At 33.0% G+C, this 26,974-nt stretch carries 23 protein-coding genes, 1 tRNA gene and 1 pseudogene; 11 read left to right on the top strand and 14 right to left on the bottom strand.

The features are described from left to right. Positions 1 to 2: 2 nt before the first annotated feature. Together ACN0WI_RS04150 and ACN0WI_RS04145 are read right to left on the bottom strand one after the other, a co-directional pair. A complete protein-coding gene (locus tag ACN0WI_RS04150) occupies positions 3 to 3,602 on the bottom strand; it encodes a metallophosphatase (RefSeq protein ID WP_417885364.1) in 3,600 nt (1,199 codons plus the stop codon). A gap of 140 nt (positions 3,603 to 3,742) precedes the next feature. Beyond that, entirely contained in the window at positions 3,743 to 4,192 is a 450-nt protein-coding gene (locus ACN0WI_RS04145) for a nucleoside deaminase (protein ID WP_417885363.1), read from the bottom strand. A gap of 92 nt (positions 4,193 to 4,284) precedes the next feature. On the opposite strand from ACN0WI_RS04145, the gene dxs reads away from it, so the two are divergent. Together dxs and ACN0WI_RS04135 are read left to right on the top strand one after the other, a co-directional pair. Then, complete coding sequence (dxs, locus tag ACN0WI_RS04140) at positions 4,285 to 6,057, top strand: 1-deoxy-D-xylulose-5-phosphate synthase (RefSeq protein ID WP_417885362.1); 1,773 nt, start codon at positions 4,285 to 4,287, stop codon at positions 6,055 to 6,057. A gap of 39 nt (positions 6,058 to 6,096) precedes the next feature. Further along, entirely contained in the window at positions 6,097 to 7,089 is a 993-nt protein-coding gene (locus ACN0WI_RS04135; protein WP_417885361.1) for a DUF3078 domain-containing protein, read from the top strand. A 5-nt stretch (positions 7,090 to 7,094) separates the two neighbouring features. On the opposite strand, the gene dgt is transcribed toward ACN0WI_RS04135, so the two are convergent. Together dgt and ACN0WI_RS04125 are read right to left on the bottom strand one after the other, a co-directional pair. Then, a complete protein-coding gene (gene dgt, locus ACN0WI_RS04130) occupies positions 7,095 to 8,441 on the bottom strand; it encodes a dGTP triphosphohydrolase (RefSeq protein WP_417885360.1) in 1,347 nt (448 codons plus the stop codon). Positions 8,442 to 8,446: 5 nt separating this feature from the next. Further along, positions 8,447 to 9,019 carry a DUF3109 family protein gene (locus tag ACN0WI_RS04125; RefSeq protein ID WP_417885359.1) on the bottom strand — a complete coding sequence of 191 codons (573 nt, stop codon included), beginning with the start codon at positions 9,017 to 9,019 and terminating at the stop codon, positions 8,447 to 8,449. A 114-nt stretch (positions 9,020 to 9,133) separates the two neighbouring features. Here ACN0WI_RS04125 and ACN0WI_RS04120 point away from each other — a divergent pair, with 114 nt between their 5' ends. The 3 genes from ACN0WI_RS04120 to ACN0WI_RS04110 are packed head-to-tail and all read left to right on the top strand — an operon-like array spanning position 9,134 to position 10,532. Beyond that, positions 9,134 to 9,715 carry a MarC family protein gene (locus ACN0WI_RS04120; protein ID WP_417885358.1) on the top strand — a complete coding sequence of 194 codons (582 nt, stop codon included), beginning with the start codon at positions 9,134 to 9,136 and terminating at the stop codon, positions 9,713 to 9,715. Beyond that, complete coding sequence (locus ACN0WI_RS04115) at positions 9,712 to 9,912, top strand: hypothetical protein (protein WP_417885356.1); 201 nt, start codon at positions 9,712 to 9,714, stop codon at positions 9,910 to 9,912. Before ACN0WI_RS04120 ends, ACN0WI_RS04115 begins: the two co-directional genes overlap by 4 nt. A gap of 5 nt (positions 9,913 to 9,917) precedes the next feature. After that, entirely contained in the window at positions 9,918 to 10,532 is a 615-nt protein-coding gene (locus ACN0WI_RS04110) for an FAD-dependent oxidoreductase (protein ID WP_417885355.1), read from the top strand. A 4-nt stretch (positions 10,533 to 10,536) separates the two neighbouring features. Here ACN0WI_RS04110 and ACN0WI_RS04105 read toward each other — a convergent pair whose 3' ends face one another. The 3 genes from ACN0WI_RS04105 to ACN0WI_RS04095 all read right to left on the bottom strand — a co-directional run bounded on the left by ACN0WI_RS04105 (position 10,537) and on the right by ACN0WI_RS04095 (position 13,216). Next, positions 10,537 to 12,129: a S41 family peptidase gene (locus ACN0WI_RS04105; protein ID WP_417885354.1), complete on the bottom strand. Its 1,593-nt coding sequence runs from the start codon at positions 12,127 to 12,129 to the stop codon at positions 10,537 to 10,539. Then, the gene (locus ACN0WI_RS04100; RefSeq protein ID WP_417885353.1) at positions 12,126 to 12,557 is read right to left on the bottom strand and encodes a deoxycytidylate deaminase; all 432 of its coding nucleotides are present in this window, start codon (positions 12,555 to 12,557) and stop codon (positions 12,126 to 12,128) included. The genes ACN0WI_RS04105 and ACN0WI_RS04100 overlap by 4 nt, the downstream gene beginning before the upstream one ends. Before the next feature lie 71 nt (positions 12,558 to 12,628). Beyond that, a complete protein-coding gene (locus ACN0WI_RS04095; protein ID WP_417885352.1) occupies positions 12,629 to 13,216 on the bottom strand; it encodes a HupE/UreJ family protein in 588 nt (195 codons plus the stop codon). A 377-nt stretch (positions 13,217 to 13,593) separates the two neighbouring features. Here ACN0WI_RS04095 and ACN0WI_RS04090 point away from each other — a divergent pair. The 6 genes and pseudogenes from ACN0WI_RS04090 (at position 13,594) to ACN0WI_RS04065 (ending at position 19,231) form a co-directional block, all read left to right on the top strand. After that, positions 13,594 to 14,152 (top strand): annotated as a pseudogene (locus tag ACN0WI_RS04090) (PepSY domain-containing protein). Between the two features lie 472 nt (positions 14,153 to 14,624). Then, on the top strand, positions 14,625 to 14,996 hold the full coding sequence (locus ACN0WI_RS04085; RefSeq protein WP_417885351.1) for a hypothetical protein: 372 nt from the start codon (positions 14,625 to 14,627) through the stop codon (positions 14,994 to 14,996). Next, positions 14,996 to 16,750, top strand: a complete 1,755-nt coding sequence (locus ACN0WI_RS04080) for a sensor histidine kinase (RefSeq protein WP_417885350.1) — start codon at positions 14,996 to 14,998, stop codon at positions 16,748 to 16,750. Before ACN0WI_RS04085 ends, ACN0WI_RS04080 begins: the two co-directional genes overlap by 1 nt. Further along, positions 16,747 to 17,364 (top strand): response regulator, encoded by a 618-nt coding sequence (locus ACN0WI_RS04075; RefSeq protein WP_417885349.1) that lies wholly within the window; start codon positions 16,747 to 16,749, stop codon positions 17,362 to 17,364. The genes ACN0WI_RS04080 and ACN0WI_RS04075 overlap by 4 nt, the downstream gene beginning before the upstream one ends. A gap of 414 nt (positions 17,365 to 17,778) precedes the next feature. Further along, positions 17,779 to 17,860: transfer RNA gene (locus ACN0WI_RS04070), tRNA-Leu, on the top strand. A gap of 63 nt (positions 17,861 to 17,923) precedes the next feature. Continuing rightward, positions 17,924 to 19,231: a site-specific integrase gene (locus ACN0WI_RS04065; RefSeq protein ID WP_417885348.1), complete on the top strand. Its 1,308-nt coding sequence runs from the start codon at positions 17,924 to 17,926 to the stop codon at positions 19,229 to 19,231. Positions 19,232 to 19,319: 88 nt separating this feature from the next. On the opposite strand, the gene ACN0WI_RS04060 is transcribed toward ACN0WI_RS04065, so the two are convergent. The 7 genes from ACN0WI_RS04060 to ACN0WI_RS04030 form a co-directional block, all read right to left on the bottom strand. Then, positions 19,320 to 21,824 (bottom strand): zincin-like metallopeptidase domain-containing protein, encoded by a 2,505-nt coding sequence (locus ACN0WI_RS04060; RefSeq protein WP_417885347.1) that lies wholly within the window; start codon positions 21,822 to 21,824, stop codon positions 19,320 to 19,322. 11 nt (positions 21,825 to 21,835) lie between these two features. Next, on the bottom strand, positions 21,836 to 22,306 hold the full coding sequence (locus tag ACN0WI_RS04055) for a hypothetical protein (protein ID WP_417885346.1): 471 nt from the start codon (positions 22,304 to 22,306) through the stop codon (positions 21,836 to 21,838). A 2-nt stretch (positions 22,307 to 22,308) separates the two neighbouring features. Beyond that, positions 22,309 to 22,908, bottom strand: a complete 600-nt coding sequence (locus ACN0WI_RS04050; RefSeq protein ID WP_417885345.1) for a hypothetical protein — start codon at positions 22,906 to 22,908, stop codon at positions 22,309 to 22,311. 83 nt (positions 22,909 to 22,991) lie between these two features. Then, complete coding sequence (locus tag ACN0WI_RS04045; RefSeq protein WP_417885344.1) at positions 22,992 to 23,297, bottom strand: hypothetical protein; 306 nt, start codon at positions 23,295 to 23,297, stop codon at positions 22,992 to 22,994. 56 nt (positions 23,298 to 23,353) lie between these two features. Beyond that, entirely contained in the window at positions 23,354 to 23,617 is a 264-nt protein-coding gene (locus tag ACN0WI_RS04040) for a hypothetical protein (protein ID WP_417885343.1), read from the bottom strand. Between the two features lie 19 nt (positions 23,618 to 23,636). Further along, positions 23,637 to 24,344 carry a hypothetical protein gene (locus ACN0WI_RS04035; protein WP_417885342.1) on the bottom strand — a complete coding sequence of 236 codons (708 nt, stop codon included), beginning with the start codon at positions 24,342 to 24,344 and terminating at the stop codon, positions 23,637 to 23,639. Position 24,345: 1 nt separating this feature from the next. Beyond that, positions 24,346 to 26,967: a hypothetical protein gene (locus ACN0WI_RS04030; RefSeq protein WP_417885341.1), complete on the bottom strand. Its 2,622-nt coding sequence runs from the start codon at positions 26,965 to 26,967 to the stop codon at positions 24,346 to 24,348. Between the last annotated feature and the right edge of the window lie 7 nt (positions 26,968 to 26,974).

Genomic DNA, 26,974 nt, shown 5'->3' with positions numbered 1-26,974 from the left:
TTTTAGAAATTAAATCCTAGCGTAAACATGACTCTGTTACCTTCGTCGCTATGATATAGTCCTAAATTACCAGAGAGAGCATTAAAACCATTAATGAATACTGAACCACCAAAGTTATTATGCCATTTCTCTGAATCGTCGTTTTCTGTCCACACCCTTCCATAATCAAAGCCGAGGGTAACTCCCATTCGTATGGGTACAAAGTTAGTTCTAAATTTTGTAATTCCCACTCGTAAATCAGTACTTTGATAAAATGATGTTTTTCCGTTAAAACGTTCGTTACGGAAACCTCGTAAGCTTCGGTTACCACCTAAAGTAGCTGCATGATAAAATTCATAATTATCACCAAATATCATTTCGCTACCAATTTTTGTTGCTAACACAACTAAACCACTTGGATGTAGTGGGTAATCTAAAGAAATAGACGGTTTTAAGTAAGCAAACTCATTATCGTATTCGTCAATATTTCTTTTATAGCCTGAACTTAGATCGAACTGCATTCCACGGCGAATAAATGAAATTTCTCCAGATTTGTTTTTATACTGAAAATCTAATTCTCCACCGGCATACCATTGTTCTTCAAAAAGATCATTCTCTTCTGTAAAAAACTCACCGGTAGCTTCGTCATTATTATATTTTACATCATACGATTCTATAGAAGGTTTTATGCTGAATTTAATACCGCTACCATTTCGATAAATTAGGGATGGAGCTAGTTTTTTTTCTGCAATTCCGATTCTGTTATAATCGCGATCTACAGCATCATCGTCGTAAGTAGAATTATTTCCATTCCCAAAGTAATTGATTGAATAATTTGGAGATGTTAAACGAGCTTCGATTCCGAAATTCCATTTGTAAAAAATATGAGCAAATTCTCCAGAATAGGAAAATTCAAATCCGTTAGTAGCAGCGTAGTAATTTATTCCAAATTTGTGTTGCGATTCAAACGGATTGTTAGCTAAGCCATAGCGAGTGTAAGTATCTGAAAGGCCTACCTTAAAGCCTGCATCTGGATTAAATCCGATACTAGGGAAAAATGTGTTTTCGTCGTACTTTCTTTTTCCAGGATTGTACATGTTAATATCGTAGCTATCTACAAGCCATTTTCGGGCATTATCATCAATACTATTTTTCTTGCTCTTGTAATCGTATACTTTGGCATTTCTAGAATTTTCAAAATCGTAGGTATCGTTATTCTCGCCACCAAGTACTTTTAACTTAATTGGATGGTTACCATTTCCTACAATTTTAAATTTATCTTCTCCGTCTAACCCGTATAGCCATATTTCTTTAGTTAAATCTTTAGAGTATGAATAATCGGAAAGTGTACTATCTTCTTTCTGAATTTGAATACGGGTTATGCCATTAGGCTTTCGGGTAATTAGGAAGGTGTCGTCGTCTTCGGTACCTACTAGTATCTGAAAGCTGCTTAGGTATTCGTAATAATCTCGAGCAGCAGTTAATAGTTTGTCACGACGCGCTTTCATCTCTGTCTTAATCTCTTCTATTGTTTCGTCTTGTGCTGCTTTTGGAAGCGTTTTAAAAGCATTATCAATTAGCTCGTCAGTTAATTTATTTTGGATAAATTCAACTTGATTTTTCCATTCTTTCCATTCTAAATTTTTCAGAATAGTTTGATCTAACGGATATCCGGCACTATTTAACCATTTTAAATTTTTAAAATTTGAACTGTAACTTTGCATAGGCCTAAAATCGGTGAAACCGGCTTTTAATAGCGCAATTATAATACCATCATATTTAGGAAATGCTTGGTCTCGATCTCGTCGGATAGGGATATATTTTTTACGGCCGTTTTCCTGTTTATGCTCTGCCCATCTCCATTGGTCGTAATGCCGATCCCAATCTCCGATAAGTATATCCATTAATCGAATTTTTAAAAATTCATCTTCACTAACATATGCTTCATTCGATTTTTTTAAATCTTCTAATAGATCGGTAGTACTAATAATATCATCCGGTTTTCCGAATAATTCAAAGTCTTTATTTTCATCTCCGGCATGAGCTTCTAGCATGTATAATTTGTCTCCGTAACCTTTATTGAATTTTCCTAATTCTTTTTGTTTTGGTAGATAATATATTTTAGGCTCAGCATTTAAAATATTAAGAGTGTCGAATATAGGGTTTAGTGCAAATGGTGCATAAGGATGTGCTGTAGTATAAAAATCTTGTACAATACGTTCCGCTATTGTATTGCGCATATAATCTTCTACATAATGATTTTTTATGGCAGATTGTATAAAACGAAGCGCACTTTTACGCAATTCACGCAATGTATACTCATTACCATTATTATTTTTAATCCGTAAAGAACGTGATTGATGACCTCCTCCTTCTGTAATAGCTTTTGGATTGCCTTGTAATGTATCTAAATTCAAAACAGGAGCTTCAATTTTAGTGCTGTAAACATCTCTGTAATGATCTCCCCATAAAAACTTATAGAATCCCGTTTTTGTAGTTTCTTCCTCTGTATATATAGAACTTTTTTTAGTTGATGGATAGGTATCTAAGTTGTGATAAGATACTTCATCCATTTTAGTTTGTTTACTACGAATTTGTGTAGTGAATAACTCTTTAGGAGTATTTTCTTCTACGGAGTAAAAAGTAACTGTTGATGTGTTGTCTTCATAAACTGTTAATTTAGCAAAACCATGATCTTTAGAACCAAATTGTCCTTCTTCTTTATCAGGATTCGATTTACGAGTGTGCTTACTCGCTGTGCCGCTTATTATCTGTGGAATACCATCATCTGAAAGATATTGTAGGTTATTATCGCTAGCAGAAACAAAAATAACATCTGGGAACATACTAGCTAGAGTTTCTAGTTTTCCACGTAGTTCTTTCCGTTGGTCACTATAAAAATCTTCTTTTTTAAAACCTCCCATTTTTTCAAAAAAGCTAAGACGAGTATTGCTTAATATTGAATGATGAATAGTCACAATTACGGTTTTATTTTGTTCATCCTTCATATCATCACTAAACTTTACAAAAAAGTCTTTTCGGCTTTTAATATCACACTTATTATTGATGTAAGGATGCCGATCCCAATCTTCTAGAAACCACTGCGAATCAATCATCAGTAATTCAACATTATCGGTATCTAAATCTTCAATTTCACGTACACAACCGTCATTTGGCCAAAATTCAGCTTTGCTGTTATCTTGAATAAATGACTCCATATCATCGATATTTTCGTGACCTTCTTTGTTCCATTCGTTTTTTCCAGGAGTATAAATTACACGTCCATTAAAATCTGCTAACGGATCCATAAGCGATTCCCTTAACCATTTTTTTGCCTTTTTCCGTTCTTTTTTATCAGCGGGGAATCCCTCTCTACTAGTAATATTTCCCAGAGCTACAAAAGTAGCTTTACTGTCGTTTTGTGACATTTTTGTAATTGCAGAGAGTACTTTTTTTGTATATGGAGTTTGCTGAGTGCCTGTATTACCAGTAAAATAAAAAGTTTGAGAAACTTCTTGAGCTTGAAGATTAGCTATTGAACATATAGCCAAAATTAGGAGCGTAACCTTAAAACTAAATAAACCATATGTTTTTTTTGAAGAGCGAGTAGTAATTGTATTCATATTTTTTGAAAAATCTTCCGTTGGAATTTTTATAGAAGGTAAAATTTCAAAAAAAAAAGAAATACGAAATAAGTTTTAACTATTTATAACAGTTCATTTTGATGAATACCAAAAATTATGCAAAATTCTAGAGGAGTTGTTTAGTTTAGATTCCTTTTTTCAATAAAGAAGCGCTTGAGTAATTCGCTGCATTCATTTTCCATAATTCCATTTTTCACAACAGTTTTTGGATGTAACTGTACGCCAAATTTACGATAACCTCGGTGTGTGTCGGGAGCTCCAAATACCAATTTGGATAATTGGCTCCAATATAAAGCACCGGCACACATTTGGCAAGGCTCTAAGGTTACATACATTGTACAATTACGAAGATATTTTCCTCCTAAAAAACTTGCAGCAGCTGTAATAGCTTGCATTTCTGCATGAGCAGTAACATCGTTTAATGTCTCGGTTAAATTGTGGCATCGGGCAATAATTTTATCTTTCACAACAACAACAACTCCAACAGGTATTTCGTTTGCCTCGTAAGCAATATAAGCTTCCTCTAAAGCTTTTTTCATAAAATATTGGTCATCGAATACTTGTATCAAAACCTCTTTTTAAGCCAATATAAAAACTATCTTGCTAATAAGCTTAGGTATATTATGAAATTAGTGCTTTTTACTTCTAAATTTGCGATTCTATGGAATACCAGTTTTTAAATAGTATTGAGTTTCCTTCCGATTTACGGAAACTACCTGAAAAGACTTTACCTCAAGTAGCTAAAGAGTTACGACATTATATTATACAGATTGTTGCTGCTAAAGAAGGTCATTTAGGAGCAAGTTTAGGAGTAGTTGAATTAACACTGGCTTTGCATTATATTTTTAATACGCCTAAGGATTTATTAGTATGGGATGTAGGCCATCAGGCATACGGGCATAAAATAATTACGGGGCGAAAAAATAATTTTGAAACTAATAGGCAACTTAATGGACTTAGCGGATTCCCAAAACGAAAAGAAAGCGAATATGATTCATTTGGAGTAGGACATTCTTCAACATCTATTTCTGCTGCATTAGGCATGGCTATAGCCTCTCAATTAAAAGGAGAGGTAAATAAACAACATATAGCAGTTATAGGAGATGCTTCTATAGCCTCGGGAATGGCTTTTGAAGGATTAAACCATGCTGGTGTTAATACTGCAAATTTATTGGTGATTTTAAATGATAATGCTATAGGAATCGATCCAAGCGTTGGTGCACTAAAAAATTATTTTACAAAAGCCAAAATAGGGAAAAAGCCCAACCAAGATACTATAATAGAAGCTTTAAATTTTACGTATTTTGGCCCTATAGATGGCCATGATTTACCTACGTTATTGCGTACCTTAAAGAGTCTACAAAAAATAAAGGGTCCTAAATTTTTACATGTAATAACTAGAAAAGGGAAGGGTTTGCAGAAAGCAGAAGAAAATCAGGTTACGTACCATGCACCCGGAAAATTCTCACCAGATACTGGAGAGTTATTACCTAAACCAAATAAACAATCTCCAATTAAGTATCAAGATGTTTTTGGATATACGCTAGTAGAATTGGCTAAAACTAATAAAAAAATTATAGGTATTACCCCAGCAATGCCTACGGGTAGTTCCTTAAAGTATTTTATGGAAGCTTACCCAGAACGAGCTTTCGATGTTGGTATTGCTGAACAGCATGCGGTAACGCTTGCAGCGGGTATGGCAACTCAAGGCTTTGTTGTTTTTTGTACGATTTATTCTACATTTTTACAGCGAGCTTACGATCAATTAATTCATGATGTTGCACTGCAAAACTTACCGGTTGTTTTTTGTATAGATCGAGCAGGTTTAGTAGGAGAAGATGGAGCAACCCATCACGGAGTTTTTGATATTGCTTTTTTGCGGGCAATCCCTAATTTAATTATTGCAGCTCCTGCTAACGAAATTGAGTTACGGCAGTTATTGTATACAGCACAATTAGGAATTTCTAAGCCATTAGCTATTCGGTATCCTAGAGGTATCGGAGAGTTTTTAAATTGGCAAGTCTCTTTTGAAGCTTTACCAATTGGAAAGGCCCAATGTATCCAAAAAGGAAACAAAATTGCTGTTTTAGTCTTTGGAGTTCTTTTGAAGAATGCAAAAAAAGCTATTCAGAATTTAAAAAGTGAAACTACTATTGGTCTTTATAATATGCGTTTTGTAAAACCGTTAGATGAACAACTGCTACATTCAATTTGCCAACGATATAGTACTTTGGTTACTATAGAAGATGGTGTTAAAAAAGGAGGGTTTGGATCTGCTATTTTAGAATTTGCACAATTGCACCAATATTACATAAAAATTAAAATTCTAGGAATTCCCGATCAGTTTATTGAACATGGTAGTATAGATGAATTACAAGAAATTTCAAATATCGACGTTAAATCTATAGAAGAGGAATTGAAAACTGAATTGTAAATTATATTTTTGTAATATCCGAAAAATCTAAATACACCAATGCAAACCTGGTTAACTAATTGTTTAATCCTAGTAATTTTATGCGCTTTTACTACAGTAGGCTTGTCTCAGAGTACTTCTAGTAAGGACTCTCTCCAAGTAACGCAAGATTCTGCCGATGTAGATCCAGTAATAGTTTATTGGTCTAAAAATAACACTGTAGGAATTAATATAAACGAAGTCGCTTTTGTTAATTGGAGTGCCGGTGGTAATAATTCAATATCATCATTATTTCATGGAGAGTTTGAGCGTAACTATAAAAAGAAGTTAACAAGTTGGAAGAATTATCTATCCGTTCGATATGGCTTAAATGCACAAGAAGGTCAATCCTTACGAAAGTCTGATGATCGACTTCATTTTAAAACTACATTTGGTTACCGAAGCGATTCTACAGATAACTGGTATTATTCAGCAAATTTAGATTTTAAATCGCAATTTACTAATGGGTATAAATACCCGAATACCGAGAATGCGATTTCCAAATTTATGGCTCCGGGTTATTTACTAATTGGTATTGGTACTCAATTTTCGCACCCTAGCAGAGATTTAAATGCTTATATCTCTCCGGTGACCGAAAAATCTACTTTTGTATTAGATCAGCGTTTAGCTAATGAAGGAGCATTTGGGGTGGAGCCTGCCGAGTACGATGATGATGGGAATTTATTAAAAGAAGGAGGTAAGGTACGTACAGAATTTGGATTTTTAGTAACTAGTGATATTAAACAACAAGTGTTTCCTAATATTATATTGAATAGCCAAATAAGTTTATACTCGGACTATTTAAATGACTTTGGAAATATTGATATAGATTGGCAAGTGGGTCTTGATATGAAGGTTAACGATTTTGTAAAAGCTAATATTGGTTCTCATCTTCTATATGATAACGATACTAAATATAAAGAAGATGTAAATGGAGATGGTGATTTAGAAACCTTAGGACCTCGAGTACAATGGAAACAGTTTTTAGGTATAGGCTTCACCTATGTCTTTTAAACTGCTTATAGACTTAAACCTTGGTACTTTTTAAAGGAAGCTACTGTAAATCCATCGGTTAAAGAAGCGGTATACGAGCAAATTTGTATTAGTTTTTTGTAAATAGACTTTTCATTTTCTAAAAACTGTAATTTAGGAACCGATTTTAATACTAAGCTGGTAAAGTTAGATCCTTTATGTTGAGGTTCCGGTAAAAAGGCATTTGTGTAGGTATTTAACAAGGTATCAACCATTTTATAGCCAGCGATTTCTTTATCGATTACCTCTTCACTTTGGTAAATTCGCTCACGGCTAATTTTAATAATATCTTTAATTTGTGCTTCGTATCGACTTCTGTCAAATAAAGATTCATGAAATTCACCCGCTAGAATAGATTCTTCATTTTCTAAAAATAATTCAGCAGCTTCTGTAATAAGTGTATTAATGGCTAAAGCTCTTAAATAGCTTAACCGATCCGCAGTGCTTTCTAAAGAATGATATTTTTCAGTAGAAATTGAATTTTTCACCAAATTAATAAGATATTCTAAAGCATATTCTTCATCGATAAGCTCTAAATTGATTCCATCTTCAAAATCGATAATAGTATAACAAATATCATCTGCAGCCTCAACTAGAAAGGCTAGAGGATGTCGGCTAAAACTAATATTAGCATCATTTCCGGTTTTTATCAGCCCTAATTCTTTGGATATTTCTTCAAAAATTTCTTTTTCACTTTGGAAGAATCCAAATTTTTTATCTGCAATATTTGATGTTGGTTTATGGGGTAACGATTCTTTAGGGTATTTTATAAATGCTCCTAAAGTGGCATACGATAATCGAAGCCCTCCACTAATACCTGGTTTATTTTCAGTTAAAATCTTAAATCCATTAGCATTACCTTCAAATTTTATCAGGTCTTGATATTCAGCTTCGCTAAGTTGATCTTTAAAGCGTTTTCCATTTCCATTTAAAAAATATTCACCTATAGCTTTTTCTCCGGAATGGCCAAAGGGCGGATTTCCAATATCGTGAGCTAATGCTGCTGCTGCTACAATTGCTCCGAAATCGTTCATTTGGTAGCCATGTGTTTCTTTTAAATGAGGGTGCTTCTGTAGTATTTTTTGTCCGGTAAGTCGCCCTAACGATCTACCTACTACCGATACTTCTAAACTATGGGTAAGCCTAGTATGGACAAAATCGGTTTTGGAAAGTGGGATAACTTGAGTTTTATCTTGAAGGCTTCTAAATGCAGAAGAAAAAATAATACGGTCGTAATCAACTTCAAAACCTAATCGTGTTTCATTTTGTTCTTTTCGAAGCCGTTTATTGGTGTCTCCAAAGCGTTTTAAAGATAAAAGTTGTTCCCAATTCATAGTGTTTATTTAGCTTCGAGTTCTTCTGCTACTTTTTCTAAAGCCATATACCAATCTTCTCCAAATTTTCGGATAAGTGCATCTTTAGTAAATTTATAGATAGGCACACCTAATTCTTCACCTAGAGAACAAGCATCATCACAAATATGCCATTTATGGTAATTTACCGCAGCAAATTCTGAATATTCCTGTACGCGTACTGGATATAAATGGCAAGAAACTGGCTTTTTCCAATCTATTTCTCCTTGATTGTAAGCTTGCTCAATACCGCATAAAGCAGTTCCTTTCTCGTCAAAAGTTACATACGCACAGTCAGCTCCATCTATAAGTGGTGTTTCAATTTCACCATCTTCTGTAGTAATGTAAGTACCTTGCTCTTCTATAGCTTCAATACCTTTTTCTCTAAGAAAAGGTTTTACTTTTGGGTAAATCTCTTCTAAAATAGCGCGTTCTTCTTCTGAAACTGGAGCACCAGCATCACCATCTACACAACAAGCTCCTTTGCAAGCGCTAATATTGCAAACAAATTCGTTTTTCAGAATCTCTTCTGAAATTAAAGTTTTTCCTAGTTGAAACATGCCACAAATATACAAGCGTCAATCATTTTTAAAAATAAAGACTGTGGTATTTTAAAAAATATTATAAATTTTTAAAATAAGAATTGAAAGGAAAAATTACTTTTGCCGAAAAAAATGTTAGAAGAATTAAATTTTAAAGAAATTTTCACCGCAGGGATGATCTTGTTTGCGGTTATCGATATTATTGGGAGTATCCCAATAATTATAAATTTACGAAAAAAAGTAGGTTATGTAGAAAGTGAGAAGGCCTCAATAGTTGCAGGTTTATTAATGATTTTGTTTCTTTTTTTAGGGAAAGAGATTTTAAATTTAATTGGTATTGATGTAAATTCATTTGCTGTAGCCGGGGCTTTTATTTTATTTTTCTTGGCTTTAGAAATGATTTTGGGAATTACACTTTATAAAGATGATGCTCCGGAAACGGCCTCAATAGTGCCTTTAGCTTTTCCGCTAGTTGCAGGTGCAGGGACGATGACCTCTATAATATCCTTACGGGCAGAATATCAAACCATAAATATTATTGTTGCTATCATAATCAATATTATATTTGTATATGTGGTATTAAAAGCTTCTGGTAAAATAGAGCGTATTTTAGGTAACCAGGGAATAAATATCATTCGAAAAATATTTGGTGTTATTTTATTAGCTATCGCGGTAAAACTTTTCGCCTCTAACATTCAGAATTTATTTAAATGATTAAGTACTTAATTTATACAATAATATTTTTGGCAGTGGTGCTTATTGGTTATGGTATAACCATTTTAGATATTAATCACCTTTTTGAAGATGAAAGTGGAGGTGCACTTGTTGCCATTTTAGCAGCACTTTGTGTAATTGTTTTGATGAGTATTTTACTTGTTTCTAGAACAATTGCAAAAAAACATAATAGCTAGCCTGAATGGAGTACGATTTATTAATTGTTGGTGGCGGTGCTGCAGGAATGTCTTGCGCATTAGTTGTTGGATCTGGATTATCTAAAAAGTTTGGAGAAAATAAAAAAGTCGGCATTTTTATGCATCAGCGATCTTCAGATTTACAAAATGCACTTTTTAATAACGTATTAGGAATTCCTTCGGGAACTGCCGCGAAAGATATTCTACAAAACGGACCGCAACATTTACAAGCTCTGTATCCTGGAGTTCGACAAATCGATAAAGAGAAAGTTGTTGCCATCGAAAAATTAGAAGATGGGAAATATCTAATTACTACTAATAAAGAGAATGAATATAAAACTCAAAAAGTAGTAGTTGCTATTGGTTATAGCGATACGTTTAAAATAAGAGGCCTGGAAAAATATATAATTCCTCATAAAAAAGCCAAAACCGATAAAAATCGAGTTCAATTAATAAATCAAGATCATTTAGTATTACCTGATTTATATGTAGCAGGGACTTTAGCCGGTTGGAGAAGCCAATATGCAATTGCCTGCGGAAGTGGGGCAGCGGTAGCTACGGATATATTAACAGATTGGAATGATGGTGTGCAAACAAAAGTACACGATAAATTAGCTTAGGATTTTATTGATTCTCCTTTTTTTTAGAGAGCTCAAGCACTTTATTAATCATAGGGTCTCCTTCATTTTTTAGTTTATTGTAAAGAGTAGAACCAAATAATTGTTGGGCCATAATCGCTTTTAAATATTGTTTCATTAAATCGCGATAATTGGGAATGTTAATTCTTAGGCCTAATTCTTCTCCGTAATTTTTTAACTCTTTTAAAACATCATCGGTAATTTCTACTTCGTTTATAAATTCAGTTTCCGATAAATTATTGTAGTACGGCCTATTTTTTTCAAGCTCATTAAAAACGAATCGGCTTAAAAAACCTTGATTTAGGAGAATTCGAATATGCTCTCTTTCTATATCAATATCTTTAGGAATAAATATATCTGGAATAATACCACCGCCACCATATACTATTTTTCCTTTTGGTGTTTTAAATTGTAGCGAATCGTTAACTTTAATACTGTCGGCACTTTTTAATTCGCCATTTTCATAGCGTTTTTCGTAGTCTTTAAAATAATCTTTTTGCCCAAGTACATAAGGTTTTTGTATGGAACGCCCTGTTGGCGTGTAGTAACGAGCAATGGTTAGCCTTACTGCGCTACCATCTCCTAAATCCATTTCTCGTTGCACTAAACCTTTTCCGTAAGAACGGCGGCCGATTATAGTACCTATGTCATTGTCTTGAAGGGCTCCGGTAACAATTTCGCTTGCAGAAGCCGAATTTTCGTTAATTAACACATATACATGTCCATTCTCAAAATCGCCATCTCTTTCAGCAAATGTCTTTTCAATAGCACCGCTTTTATTTTTAGTAAATAGAATTAATTTTCCTTTTTTTAAAAATTCATCGGCAATATCGATAGCTTCCGTTAAATATCCGCCAGGATTATCTCTTAGATCTAATGTGATCTCTTTAGCACCCGCATATTCTAAAGCCTTAATAGCAGATTGAAATTCGCTGTAAGTAGATTCTGCAAATCGGTTAATTTTAATATAGCCAACAGTCTTATTCAGCATATAAACGGCATCTACACTTTTTAATGGAACTTTATCACGTTTAATTTTAAAATCTAGTAATTCTTCTTGTCCTGGGCGTTTTACGGTTAATGTTATTTTAGATCCGGCTTTACCTTGTAAAAAACTAGTAAGAGAATCTGAAGCTATACCTCTACCAAATAGTGGCGTTTTGTTAACATACAGAATACGGTCTCCGTCTTGAATACCTGCTTTTTCGCTAGGTCCACCTTTTATAGGTTGGATAACTACAATGGTATCTTCTATCGTGTAAAAACTGACTCCAATTCCTACAAAATCACCTCTCATATTTTGTGCAACTGTTTTGTATTCTTTTTTGGGAATATATACCGAATGCGGATCTAGTTTGCTTAAAATATCATTTACAGTAACATCAACAATACTATCAGTATTTACATCGTCTACGTATTCATAATCAATATAGTCGATTAACCGATTTAATTTTTCTTTTTTAGGATTATTCGAGAATAGTTCTTTAGAAGAATAATTAATTTTTCCTCCTATAAGAACACCTATAGCACATGCAATTCCTAATAGTAATGGCGTGTATATATATTGTTTGTTTTTCAATCTTCAAAATTGCTTATATAGACAATTTCAACACCGGCTTTTTCTAAAAATTCTAGCCCGCTATTATCTTTATATTTTTTGGCATATACCAGTCTGGTAATACCTGCTTGGTGAATAAGTTTGCTACATTCTTTACAAGGTGATAACGTAATATATAAAGTAGCTCCCATACAAGATTGGGTAGAAGCTGCAACTTTTAAAATAGCATTGGCCTCGGCATGTAATACGTACCATTTGGTGTAACCTTCTTCATCTTCGCAATAATTTTCAAAACCACTGGGGGTACCATTATATCCATCAGATATAATCATTCTATCTTTTACGATAACGGCACCAACTTTTTTCCTGTTACAGTGCGATAATTTACCCCATTCTCGAGCAATTCTTAAATAGGCTTTATCGTATTTGAGCTGTTTTGCGTGTTGCATTTTTATCTTCTAAACAATTAGCGGTAAACGTAGCTAAAATATTAAAAATACTCGAGCAAACACTTACCATTTTATATAGCTTGAAAGTTATCTCTTAGGATTGGAAGAATAATACCAATAACAATTGCAGAAATTACCAAAATCCAATCTCTCTTTGAAATTTTAAAAAAGTTTTGTCCAATAAAAGCCAATATCAATGCAGAGAAAACTACAATAGCCTGTGCGCATTCTATACCAAGTGCAAATTCAAATAAAGGAGCAATTTTAGAAGAAAATCCATTGCTTAACATTTTGAAATAAGTAGAAAATCCTAAGCCATGAATAATACCAAAAAAAGCAGTGGTGAAATATAATAAATTAGCACTTCCACTTTTCTCTTTGCTACTTGCCGTAAAAATGTTGTAAAAAGCCGTAACCATAATAGTAATCGGGATTAAAAATTCTACCCAAGCAGTATTTACAATCACAACTTCGTATGTCGATAAGAAAAGTGCCAAAGTGTGCCCTATGGTAAACGTTGTTACGAGCCAAAGTACACGTTTCCAGGAATTAAATGTATATGAGGCGACCATTGCAATTAAAAATAATATATGATCGTAAGCATTCCAGTCCAGCACATGTTCTAGACCTAAATTAAGATATAACCAAAATTGAGACATAAGAAGTATAGGTAATAGCCTCGAAGATACAACTTCTTAATAAAATGCCAAAAGTTTAGTTATTCGCTGGTAAGTGCTAACAGTATTTAAGATATATTTTAAAACGCCATTAGTTTTAATTCGTAGAGTTTATTATTTGCCTGAGTGAAACCTTCCTTATATTTGATGATGAAATTAAAGTATTTTTTACTGAAGAATTTACAATTGAAGCCGAAGGCGATAAATTATCTATAGAGGAGTTAACTGAAAAATTAAAAGATGAAGGAATGCTTAGTGGAGCAACAATTCCTGCTAAAAATGATGGAGATTAGAGATTCAATATAAAATCCTCATTAGACGAATTCTTCTTTTCAGTTTTTAAACTACATAGTTGGTTATTGTTAGATTCTTCAATCGGGAGACCAATAGTTGGTGTTTCTACTATAATTTTTCTACTAATTTCAATTAGTGGTATTATGCTTTGGTTTCCGAAGAAAAAAATAAAGTGGAAAACCCTAAAACCTGGATTTAAGATAAAATTTTCGGCTAACTGGAAGCATATAAACCACGATTCACACAATATTAGGTTTTTATTCTTGCATTTTTATCGTAATTATGGCGCTTACCGGTTTATGCTGGTCTTTTCAGTGGTACCGTGATGCGGGTAGCACTGTAATGGGGACAGAAATTTTCGGAGGTAGAAGAGGACCACGTATAGAAAGTGAAGCTAAAATCGATAAAAATGAAAACATTTCTGTAGCTAAAGTTCAACAAATTACTGATGATGAATTGGCTTATGCGGTAAAACTTCAATTCTCTTTCTATCTGGAGAAAAAGGTATTTATAGTGTGCAGAAATACGAAAAAGGAAGACTATTTCCGGTTACATCAGATAAGCTTATTATCGATACAAATGGTGCAATACTTAAAAAAGAGGTTTTTGCTGAAAAACCATTAAATGTAAGAATTGTTTCGTTAATAAAGCTGCTACATATTGGTATGATATATGGAACTTTTTCAAAAATAATCTATTTTTTAGTTCGTTTACTGTAATGTTAAAATAGCGAAAAATATACAAGAATTATCTAAACAAATTTAAGTTAAATTACCAGCATTGTAAGTGCTAAAAATCTAATTTTAGATATCTTATTTTAATAGAGAAGCCGCTTGTGTATGGTGGTTTTGTATGATAATTTCTTTTAGAATTTTTAAAATCCAAGAAGATTTTTACAAGGCTATAATAATAAAATTCACAACAAATATATGTGTTATTGATTTTTACTTAATTATTTAAGGTAATATGCCTTTTTCTTTATTAAAATTTAATAAAAATCGGTATTTATGAAGATTTTTGTAAAAATCAAAAGGGGCTTTTTCCGGTTAGTATATTTGTTAATTTTATGCTAAATAAAAACCAAAATACTTTTATTATGAGTAACCCTAACCGAAGTCCACTTTTTTACGTGGATGATTTACAAAAAACGAGTAGCGATGAATATACTGTTGAGCTAATTTTACCAGAAAATTTCAACTATAAAGATAAAGATTATGTTGTAATAGGTAACAGCGAACTAGTTTCAGATATTTTAAAAATCCAACTTACAGTTACAGGGGATAAAAAAGAAGCTCCATCACCAGTTCCAAAAACGGTACCTGTAACTTTCAATTTAAAAGAAGGTGAAACAGGTTCATACTTTAAATTTCAAATTGTATGGATGCTACCTATGGGATCAAGTGTTGGTATTGGTGATCCTGAGGGTCGTGAAACTGTAGGAGAAAGTGTTCTAAAAGGAATGGGATAATGAAAAAACTACTGACTTTTTGTGGATTGTTAATTTTCGGGTTGGTTTCCTGCTTTGCGCAGCAAGAGCTATTGGGCAAAGCGGAAGCTTCTAAAGAAGCTGATAATTATCAAATATCTTTAGATCTTCTTTCAGAAATTGACACCACGAAATTATCGGTTCCACAAAAGGCTAGGTTTTATTATTTACAAGCTGCTAATTATAAATTCAGAAAGGAAGATTCAGAAGCCTATCCTTTATTATTAAAAGCCAAAAAACTATACACTACAATAGATAGTTTAGAGAAGGTAGCAACGATAAATCTTGAGTTATTTCAGGTAGTAAAAAATATTGGTAGTGATCAATTACATTATGAAGAATACATCAACGAGTATTTAGATTATCATCTTTCACAAAACAATCCCAAAAATCTACGGAAAGCCTATATCCGGATTGCTGTTAATTTTGCAAGGAAAGCTACTGTAGATAGTTCGTTTGCCTATTTCAGAAAAGCGCTGCATTTAATAATAATAGATAAAGATACGCTAGCTGAAGCTGATATGCTTAATAATTTTGGCGTACTACATAACGAATTTACACCATATAAAGATTCAGCATTATACTATTTTAAAACTTCTAGAAGATTATATAGAAAATCGGAAGATCTACAAGTTAGCTATCAAAATACTGCTAGTGCTTATAAAAAAATAGGCGAGTACGACAGGGCTATTGCCAGTTACCAAAAGGCAGATTCACTTTTAGGGAAACAATATCGTAAAGAGCGTAAGCATTTTTTATATGATTTGATGGCAAAAACCTACGAGCTTGCCAATAAACCTACTAAAGCTTTAGAATATTATAAACTAACCCAGGCCTATCAGGATAGTTTAAATCTGAAAGAGCAGGAAAAAGCGATTTATGATATCCAAACCAAGTACGAGGTTCAGAAAAAAGAAAATGAAAATCTTCGTTTAAAACAATATCGAATTTGGTTGTTTTCGGGTATAATTTTGTTAGTGCTGTTATTGGTCGCTAGTTATTTGGTGTACCGTAACCGAATGGCAAAAAAACAACTTCAGATAAAACAGTCGGCTTTAGAGAAAAATCAGTTAGAAAAACAATTAAAAGATCAGGAGCTTGCCGGTTTGGATGCCATGCTAGAAGGACAAGAAAAAGAACGCCAGCAAATTGCAAACGATCTTCACGATAATTTGGGCGGTTTATTGGCAACCTTAAAGTTGCATTTTCAGAATTTAAAAATTAAAACAGGTCGTTTACGAGATGAACAAGACGAATTGTTTAAAACTACCGATTCGTTGTTAGATGAAACCTATCAGCAAGTCAGGAATTATGCCCATCAGCGTAACGCCAGTCTTAAAACCAGCGAAGGTTTAGTGCCTTCCATAAAAAATTATGCCGCTAAAGTTTCAGTAGGGAATAGTTTAGTGATTCATATCGAAGATCACGATATGGAAAGGCGTTTAGAAACCAGTCTCGAAATAACGATTTTCAGAATACTGCAAGAATTAATTACCAATGTAATAAAGCATGCAGAAGCTTCAGAAATAATTGTTCACCTTACCGCTTTCGACGATCATATAAATATTATGGTAGAAGATGATGGGAAAGGTTTTAATCCTTCAATACTCAAAGAAAATAACGGTATGGGCTTGGGATCTATCATCAAACGTGTAGAACATATTGGCGGAGAAGTAGAAATCGATAGTCAACCTGGTGGTGGAACAACAGTAATTTTAAATATCCCAATGTTATGATACGACTGGTGTTAGCAGAAGATCATTTAGCAGTAGCTGATGGAATTTTAGCGTATTTTAAATATCACGATCAAATTTCGATTATTGGTCAGGCAACTAACGGAAAGGAATTACTAGAATTGGTAGAAAAGAACATCCCCGATGTGGTGTTAACCGATATTAAAATGCCGGTTATGGATGGGATTGAAGCCACAAAGCTTATAAAAGCAAAGTTCGATAGGATTGGTATTATAGCCTTTAGTATGTTCGATCAAGACGAGGCGGTTGATAAAATGCTACAAGCCGGAGCGACAGGATATTTACTTAAAAATTCTTCGTTATCAGAGATGGAAAAAGCGATTATAGATGTTTCTGAAGGAAAATTATATTATGATCCTAATTTAAGTGTAACTACAGAAGCCTCTATAACCGAAAGTAAAGGAATACTTACCAAGCGGCAAATTGAAATTTTGAAGTTAATTAGCAAAGGTAAAACCAATCAGGAAATTGCCGATTCTTTATTTATTGGTAAAACTACGGTTGAAACACATCGTAAAAATATGATCAAGAAACTAGATTTACATGGTCCAGGAGAATTACTGCGCTATGCCTTACAATCTAAATATGAATTTTAAAAATACTCAGAAAAGCGATAAACTTTTTAATTAGACTGATAGTATAATAGGTTATCTAGTTTTTGTTTGATTTTTAATAATTTATAAGGCTTTTATTGTTTCTAAATGTTGTTTTAGAATTTTTAGAGCCTTATTTCTTCATGTTTACATAATATAAGTAACAATTCTTAAAGCTAAACTTTACATAGTGTTTAATTATAGCTAACTGGAATTCATTAAAAATTGAATTCTTTTGTAAAGCACGGTATAGGCTGTGTATAGCTTCATGATTTTATACTATAAAATATGAAAGGTAGGTGCTATAAACTTACCAATCCTTTTGTTTCTTAATTCGCCCTTTATTTTATAGAGGGCGATTTTTTTTAGAAAAAAGAGTATTAAGTAAATAGAATTTATTAATTTTGCCGTCCAATTGCCTTGGTGGCGGAATTGGTAGACGCGCTGGATTCAAAATCCAGTTCTTTCGAGAGTGTGGGTTCGATTCCCACCCAAGGTACAAAAGCTCAAAAACCCCTGTATTTTCAGGGGTTTTTTCGTTTTCAGCCCTCAATGTAATACTATGAAAATTGAGGTAAAGTTAATAAACGTACACAAAACAGTACCCACTTCTTATACATTTGAAATGGAGGACGAAAAGAAATATACAGATGTTAAGCTGCATATTCCAAGAGATAAAAAGACTAAAAAGATAATTTTATCACCCGGTAATCCTTGGTATGTATGGTTTCGATGGCGCAATCCTGAAACAGGTAAGCTAGATATCAAAAAAATGTATAAAAAGGGTATCAATCGAAAAAAGACAATTAAAGAAAGAAAATTGTATGGAGAATTGCTTCGAAAGGCATATCAAAAACTTCTCGATCATGGTTGGAACCCAGTAACTAATGAATTACCTAACCAAAGAAAACATAATCAAAAAACTGATTTAACTTTAAAAGAAGCAATTAAATATGCTCTTGAAATTAAAATCCGTAAAGTAAAAGAGAGTACAGCTCTCGATTATAAATTTAGATCACAATTCTTTTTAGATTGGGCAGATCAAAATTTTAAGTCCGGCTTAACATTGGAAAAATTTAAATTAGCCGATTTTTATGAGTTTATGGATTATTTAGAGCTAGATTACATCAATAAATCTACAGGGGAACGATTATCAAATACTAGCATAGACAATACACGAAGAGTTATTTCAGCTTTATTTACAGTATTAAAAGATAAAAGGTTGATAGAGCATAACTTTGTAAAAGGTATATCTAAATTAAAATCTGAACCCTTAAAAAATCGTCCTTTTACCGCTTCTCAACTAGTAGAAATTAAAAAATACTTATCCAAAAACGATCCTTATTTGATAAATTTTATTTCATTTTTGCTCTATCCTATTTTACGCCCCATAGAAATAACTCGTTTAAAAGTTAAAGATTTAAACACAAAAGATTGGATTCTAGGAGTAGAAACTAAAACAGAAGCTTTTAGTTATCGAAAAATTATAACGAAAATGAAGCCTATTATCGAAAATATGAACATCGATAATTACCCAAGCAATTATCATTTATTTACTAATGAAGGGCAGCCTACCATTTGGGAACCTGAACAAGAAAAATCTAAAGTTAATCATTTTACCAACCGTTTTAAGAAAGTAAAAAAAGCATTAGGTTATGGAGGGGAATATGGTTTGTATAGTTTTCGCCATACGGCTATTGGAGATTTGTATAACGAACTTCAGAAATTAGGATTAAGCGAACAAGAGATTATTTATAAGCTTATGCCAATAACCAGACATAAAAGCGAAAGCGGTTTACGAAACTATTTACGGAATATTAAAATTGCATTACCGGCAGATCATAGTGATATTTATTCTATAGATTTTTAACCAAGAATATTTAAAGCTTAAAATTTGGAATATTTTTGAGTGTTTATGGAAAATAAAAAAGCCTAGTAAAATTAACTAGGCCTTTACTTTAGAATGCGGTTGCAACAATACCTATATTGGATAAGCTACTACTGTTTGATTGCTCCGGAACATTGTCCGGGATTTGTTTCATTAAGATTTGTTCCTCTGCTTCGCTAATACATTTTTGATCGGCTATCATATACCTAAGCGTATGTATTGGAACCGTGGTGTAGCGGTTCTTATCAAACCACGCATAATTTTCAGCAAAGGTTTCTCCCTTATGTACTTTAGTTATGATATCACCATCAAATTCAATATCGGCACCACCTTTTACTCGACCGTCTACGGTTTCTTGGAAGATCACAATAAACACTTTACCATCAAAACGTTTTCTTAATCCTTCATCAAATTCAATATTGAATTTTTTACGAACAAGTTTTTGCCAAGAATCGATAAAGATGATATCATATTGTTCAATAAGATCGTAAAGTTCTTGTTTACTTTTTATTTCGCCTACTTCATCAATGTACGGTTTATTTGCATCATCAATATATTTTACTCGCTTGTCTTCAGCTAAAACACTTTCCGGATCTTCTTCCAGACTTACAAATAATGAAGGGTTTTTACCGGCTGCAAAATCATTCATCATTTGATACATCAATGTAGTTTTACCGGCTCCTTTGGGTGCGCTCAAAGTAATGTCAACACTTCCTTTTGGTTTTTGCTCTACTCGTTGCAAAAATTTACCGGTTTCACCAGATACATTATAAAACTCAAAAGTACGCTCACTTTTATCGACCATATTGCGAATTTTATTATTATTTTGACTTGGCAGCTTTGGTAGTTCCGGTGTAGGTTCTTGTCGTTCAATAACTTTAGCCTCATGCACCGTAGAAACGGTATTATTAGTATGGCCAGATTGCTCTATGGTTTGCTGAGCTTCAACAACATCGGGTTCAAAATCGTCTAAAACAGCTAATTCCTCAACTTGTGAATATTCGGGTTTCATTAATCCGTAATTATAATTTACAGATTGTTTTTTTGAATCATTTACTTTAACAATTTCCCCACCTTTAGCATACATATACCCTTTTTTCAATCTTCCATTAGCTTTTAATGCTTTTGGGAATATTTGTTCTAGAACATCTTTATTGTCAAAAATCTTTTTTAGGTATTGTCTAGCTTCTTTTGCAGTAGTGAAATTTGGAGCTCCGTTCAACCCTTCAAATAAGGATAATTGTTTTTGTTGGTTTTCTTTATTTTTTTTTGGTGAATTTGAATTTGTTTTTTCCAATTCTTTCTGAAATTTTGGAATCTCATTATTATCATAATTCAATATAAAATCAGTCGATTTTTGCGCTGCACTAGCTACTCTCATTAATAATCGATTATCTTTTTCTAAATGTTTTAGTGCGTTTTGCCAGTTTTTAATGTATTCGGCATGATTGTTTTGATTTCTCCAAATTATACCTGCTTGAGCGCTTAAAAATACAGCTCCAAATTCAGCAATTAATTCTTCTTTAGCGTAAGCTTTAGATCCAAATTTGTTTTTAATTTTTCTATCTAATCGGTTTTCAGATCCGGTTGAATGTGTCATTTCATGGAAAAGTGTCCGGTAATAATCTAAACTTGTTTCAAAATCTGCAAATGCAGGTAAACTAATAAAATCATCAACGAAATTATAATATGCTCTACCTGATTCATTTTTTAATTTTGGAGAAGGTGTAGGGTAATTTTTAAAAATGGCATCAGCGATTTCTAAGCGGGAATCATTATTTCCTTTAATTCCGTTATTATAATAGCCAATTTTGAAATTCTTCAAATCAAAATCAATGTTTTCAATATCATTTCCATTAAATACATTATAATATTTCAAAATAGGTATAGCATTTTGATCCGTTATATTTTCTGGACTAAAATTTTTGAGTAATTCAATCTGCTTTCTATTTTTTTTAAGCCAAGCTATCATTTTACTTCTGCTATAAGTGCCAAATTCTAATTCCGGTTCAGCCTGCTGATATTTATAAAGTTGAGTAAAGTAGATAACTTTTTCTCCTTTTGCACCTTTTTTTAGTTTTCCTTTATTTTTCTCTATTTGGTTAAAAGTTAAAAAAAATGGATTTTGAAAACTTTTATTACCAAAATCGGATAGCATGGCCATATTTATGCCTCTATAAGGTTTTTTTGTTTCAAAACTGAAAGGAATCAGATAACCTTCTTTTTTCCATTTTGTTTGATAACTTTCTCCACTGGCCTTGTTGATTTTACTAATCATCGTGTCGGTTATCATCTGATAAATATCATCAGGACTTACTGCTTTGGAAAGACCTTTACATTCTTCTTGAGGTATATCTTTATCGAGAGTGAGAAGCCATTCTTCGGGAATGCTTTCAAAAGCAAACTTACTTATTGTAATTTTAAATTTATCGCTTTGATCTGTAGTTAAAAGCTGATTTATTTTAGTAGCTATTACTTGCTGTTCTTGCTCGGTAGCTAGGTTGGCGATATGAATTAAATCTTCTCTGGTTGCAATAGTTCCATGAAGATTGTTAAAAGCTTGTACGACGTTCATAAATTTATTTATTATCCGATTGTAAATTCTTTCCCAAATGCTTGTACAGTAGGTACAATTTTTAAATTTCCAGTATTTCCGGCTATATCTAGTATTTCATTAATGTTGCTAAAAGCTTGTGAAATGGCAATTTGTACCGGTATGTTTTGTAGTGTTTTTGTGCCATTTGCCGGTATAGTAATATTGTTTAAATTGGTATAGGCCGTCCCTAAACGTTTTCCACTTTTGGTAAAAAAATCAATTTGTTTAATATTGATAAGATTTCCTGGGATAGAGAGGTCAATAGGAGAAGGATTAACTATTTCTACATCTGCTTTTAACGTAGCCCCTCCATTCCCATCAAAATTTAGGTTGTGCAACGATTTTAGATTAAAATCGATTCCCTGAACAGATTGAGCTAGATTTTTAATTTTATCTTTTCCAAAATACCAAGATGCAGCTAGTGCAATTCCGCCAATGGTAAGTAAATTTTTGAATGCCATAATTAAAGTTTTATGAGAATACCAAGGTTAAAATGTATCGGATTTTCAGGGTGATAAAGGGCATACGCTATTCCGGCTGAAGCCCCAATTTTTCCTTTAATAAAAACAATATCAGTACCGAACGAGCGTATTGAACCGGGAACAAAATCAATATTGGGTTTTAGAAAGAAGCCCTTAACCGGTTCTCTTATCGTTTTTGTTTGGGTAATAGTGGTTTGTAAATGATTAATTGCCGTTTTTAAATCAAGCTTCAGTATTCGCCCTTCCGAGAGAATTTCACTATACACAATAGCCTGATCGAAATGTGTCGTATCTTGATATCGATATACTTTTTTCATCGGTTTTTCGGAAGTTATACTATCTTTCGGAATGACTTTTATACTGTCCTTATATTCAACCACATCAACGATTTCAAGCTCTCGATTTTTAATTGCTGAATTGCTAGCGCTATCAATTTGTTTAATGGTATCTGTCTCTACCGAAGTAGTTTGTGTTGTTATTTGTTGAGTATGGCAACAACTATCGGTTATTAGCAATACACTTAATACTATAATCACTATCCAATACAGAAAAGACGTTTTTATGTAGCTAAGAAGGCGCATGATTTTGATTATTAAAATGTTGTATCACTTTTTGATCTAAATAGTTTAGGCGTTGTTGAAATTTATCTTTTAGCCTTTTGAATTTATTCTCTTGGTTTTTCAGTTTTTGATTTTCCATGGGGAACAATTTTTAATCGTAATACTTCTTGGAGTAGATTTTCATATCGGGTAACCATTTGCCCGGCATCGGCTTTTCCATCTTTCAGAAGGTTATAGTATTTCAGAGCGATTTCATCGATTTTGGTATTTTTTCCTTCGATTTCCTTTTTGAGTGCTGATTTTTCTTTGAGTAAATAGACAATGACAAGTAGTAGAACACCTACTAAAGACACTTGTTTGATATTGAGAACAGGAATGAGTTCTCCTATATCTATTGAGAATAGGTACATAACGAATTGGTTAAGGGATTACTTGAAACAAGAAATAGAATAGCGGTAGAAAGGAGCTATTGCCAGTGTAGGATAACATAGCCAAAAACCACAGGTATCAGTAATAGCATGAAGTTTCGCCAATGAAAGGCTTCTCCGGTTTTATGCTCCAAATATTGTTCTTTAATGGTAGCTAAAAGGCCCACAATAACTAAAGCTAATAAGTTATGCCCTTGTAAAAATGACGTAAATACTAGCGTTAAAATAGCAATGATAGTCCCTAATAATAGTTGAAGATACCAAGTTCTTTTTTCGATAAATTTGATGATTGATGTTTGCATGATTGATGAAATTATTGATTTAAGTTAATGTCCACATTTTATTTATTAAACTATCAAAAGCTGGTTGATTGGAATGTGTTAGTCCGGTAAATGTGAATTCTCCGTTAGTTTCTTCACTTGCGTCTAAAACATCTAAAGCAGTGTTTACATGTTCTCCGGCAGCGAATGTAGTATTGTCTAAGCGCATTTCTTTTGCATGAGATTTTATCCAATTACCGAAAGGGTTATCCTCCATAATTTGGTTGTCTAATCTAATACGGCCAATTGAATTATTCCATTCTCGAACATCTCCAAGAGCTGCTGCATAAAATTTTGTAAGCTCCGCGTTTTTATTACGAGTAGCACTATATCCTGTTGGATAAGCATACATTTGATAACAAACACCTGAAGCTTTTTTTATGACTATATACTTCTTTCCCGAAGTTCCAGAAAGATCAAAAGTAAATGTGTGTTCAGACTCTCCTGAAGGGGCAAATGATTGAATGTCGAGAGCTTTATCTTTAGCAGAATGATTAATAGTTGGGAAATCACCATATTGATTATTTACTATACCAAAATCTTCTGCTATCATTTCTGAATCTTCAAATACAGCAATTTGAGCTTCAGGGTTAATGCCGCCTATTCTAAACCGATCAAACGCCCAAGCAGATTGTACAGAATTTGTTTCTGCAAAAACCATCCAGTCACTTCCAAATCCTAAGCTGCTTGCTAATATTGCTTGCCACATATTATACAGTTTTTTGGTGACCTGCTAAAGCAAGAACTGTTGAACTTTCCGCTTTTATTCCAAAAACACCTTTCTGAGCGTATACTGCAGTTAACGTGTTCGGATATTCAAGAGTTAATGCATCATTTCCAATAATAGTTGCTTCACTGGCAGCAAATTTACCTTGATATTCCGCACCTTTATAAACACCGCTCGTTGAATTAAAAATTACATTATTAACTACAACTGTAAATAGAAGAAACATATTTCTATCTTCTGGCTTTATTGTATAATTGCCTGATAATATATCACTTAACTTAATTTCTTTTATTCTATCTGCATCTTTTAAACCTATATTATCTTTAACAATGTAATCTCCACTAACTGTATAGTTTACATTGTAGTCTCCAAAAATTGGATAATCAACACTTTCATCGAAGTTATTATCTTTTATAATAATTTGCTCATAAGGATTTGATCTATCCCTTAATCTCAATGCTGAATGACCGTTTTTTATCTTGGTGTTTCCAATAAATTTAATTTTAGGTGTATTATCGTTCCCTGTTAAAATTCTTCCGTCACCTCCAACTCTTTGAAAATTTTTAACTCTGTTAAGACTAAATTCTAATTCTCCAATAAGTCCACCCCCAAATTCTATAAGATCTCTTGATGCAGCATTTTCATGTCTGTCTATACTACATTTATTACTTATAGAAACACTTTCACATTGAGTTAAAACAGCAATTCTATTTCCTTTAAATTTGAGATTATCTATTGTAATCTCTCCGTAACTTGCTCCATTAGCTACGGCTCCTTGATATAAGAAATCTGTAGCAGCATGACCATCGCAAGTTCCTCCTAATATTTTTGTAAATTCATGTTGAACACCGTCTTCTATTTGCAATTGAACTCCAGTGTCTACATTTATCCAATCTACATCAGAAATAGATGATTTTGGTGATCTTAAATAAATACCATAACGTAGGTTTATCAATTTAACACTGTTAATATCGCAGTTTGATCCTGTTGAAATAAACCCTCTAATAAGATGCCTTCTTGGATTATCTGAAGATACCTCTATAGTGGTATTTGAAACTTTGTGATATCTTGACCCCTTGCAATATATACAACCTTCTGTACCTCCTGCATCAAGAGCTGTAAGAACGTCGAGTATTACTCTTCGACCTCGCCCCATAATTCCTTCTACTCCATCTAATCTTTCTCCTGTAATATTTTTTACATTACAGTTGGCAATTATCACATCTGTTTGAGTATCGTCAGATAGAGCTACTGCTATACCATGAGTTTCCGTATAAGTAGCTGCTGGAGTTGTATTGATAATATTTTTAGCATGAAAGCCTAAGATGCTTACATTCATATTATCTTTTGTGGTATTTCTAATGTATATACCATTAATATCTCCCTTACTCATTGGGTGTGATCTATTATTTAACTCAATAGATCCATCTGTAGACATGTTATCTGCACCACCGCCTAAAACTTCTACATTATCCCAATCATACATGAAGGAGTATAAGCCGTTTTCAGAATTAGAAAAATAGCAATTAGTCATTCTAAATCTTTTACCAAAATAGCTTTCTCCGGTTTGATTAACGAAGGTGATGCCATTCAAACAGGCATCAAAATTTAAGTTAGAAAATGAAACTAAATTAACATTTCTAGAAACATAAAAAGGTGAAGAAGAATCTTTAAATTTTGAGAATCCTTCAACTTTAATATCAATAGTTTCATTATCATCTCCGTCCTCTGGCTCGAAATTAAAAATTTTATTATTTAATCCACCATCTTTGATATCTCCGTAACACAAAACCCTAAAAGAAGTAGTCACATTTATCTGCCTTTCAATATGTATATCGATAGGTACATATATATTACCTCCAGATACAGCAATTGCTCTTTCTATTATATCTGCATCATTCTGTCCGTTAGCACCAAGCTGAGCAACATTTAGAAATTTTTCATTTATTTTTAATGAAAAACCTCCAGCTAAATTATTTGACTTAAAAGTTGTAATTTCATCGAAACTATTAAGATTTTGGTTATAAACATAGTTAGCTCCTCCTATATCAACTGTGTCTGAAAATCCGATTGTTTGAAATAACTGACCTTGTTTTACGGTACCAGAATAAGATTTGAGAACGTTTACAGTAGAGACTATTGTAGGTTTAATGTTTACATCATCCCTTAACGTTTTAGCTGTATCTGTCAAATTCCCACCTGCTAATACTGGTTGATCGCCAAGTGCATCTTTAATGGCTTTTAAGTCTACTTCTCCATCAAAACTAACTCTTGTGAAATCATTGGCATCAGCTTTTAGCAGATTCCCTTCGTAATGCCCACTTTTACCAGTAAAAAGCCAAATAACCGGCTTTTCATTTTGGGTAGCAGTAACTTTTACATAACCAGTAGCCGGTATATGAAAGCCTTCACTATAAGCTTGAAAATGTTCTAAGGCTTTAGTATTAAAAGCTTTTTCAACCAAAGTATTGCCAATATTGCCAAGTGCAATAGTTTTATTATCTGTTTTTTTTAGATTTTCGATATCTTCAAGTAGGCTGTCAGGAATATTGATATCCCCAGAGTTTCCCCATCCTACACGATCGATTACTTTTCCTACTGCCATGCTTAAA

The organism is Zunongwangia sp., from assembly GCF_048269745.1.
In the GTDB taxonomy this organism is placed as follows: domain Bacteria; phylum Bacteroidota; class Bacteroidia; order Flavobacteriales; family Flavobacteriaceae; genus Zunongwangia.
Note: the sequence above shows the minus strand (reverse complement) of the source record. Positions and strands in the feature narration are given on the sequence as shown.